The sequence below is a fragment of the Clostridium sp. ZBS2 genome (assembly GCF_023845855.1).
Lineage (GTDB): Bacteria > Bacillota > Clostridia > Clostridiales > Clostridiaceae > Clostridium > Clostridium aquiflavi.
The window spans coordinates 1-554 of the sequence record NZ_JAMQIF010000049.1 but is presented as its reverse complement, the minus strand read 5'-3'; the positions used below and the strand labels follow the sequence as shown (position 1 = coordinate 554).

1 protein-coding gene is annotated in these 554 nt (G+C 13.9%); it reads right to left on the bottom strand.

The genetic code is table 11. The features are described from left to right. Positions 1–327: 327 nt before the first annotated feature. Complete coding sequence (locus NG918_RS17230; protein WP_252227133.1) at positions 328–516, bottom strand: hypothetical protein; 189 nt, start codon at positions 514–516, stop codon at positions 328–330. Positions 517–554 lie beyond the last annotated feature (38 nt).

Here is a 554-nt window from a genome sequence, read left to right as displayed (position 1 = left end):
GACCAAAATAAAAAAAAATTATTTTAAAAAAAATAGTTTTTCTTAAAAAAAAGTTTTATTAAGAAAAAACAAAAGGGGTGGCGGGGGAAATTATATTAAAAAAAAAATAAAAAAAAAATTTTCCAAAAAAAAGAGAGAAATAAAAAAAAAAAAAAAGGAAAAAAAAACTAAAAAAAAAAAATTTAAAAAAAAAACAAAAAAAAAAAAAAAAAAAATTATAATTTTTAAAATTTTAAATTTTTGATTTTTAATTAAAGTTTGTTTTTTTTATATAAAAAATTTAAACTTTTAATTATGTAACCCCCCCCATTTCTTGCTGACTCAAATTTATATCTTTTTGGTGTTCTTATTTTTTAAAAAGTACAAGTTATTTATTTTTTTCTTTTTTTTTTTTTTTTTTTTTTTTTTTTTTTTTTTTTTTCTCTTCTCTTTTTTTTTTTTTTTTTTTTCTTTTTGTTTCTTCTTTTTTTTTCTTTTTCTTTTTCTTTTTCTTTTTTTTGTTTTTTTCTTTTTCATATTTTTTTTTCTGTTTTTTCTTTTTTATGTTTTTTGTT

Coding starts and splice junctions, on each gene's coding strand:
- NG918_RS17230 (WP_252227133.1), bottom strand. CDS start 516: ATGAAAAAGAAAAAAACAAAAAAAAGAAAAAGAAAAAGAAAAAGAAAA.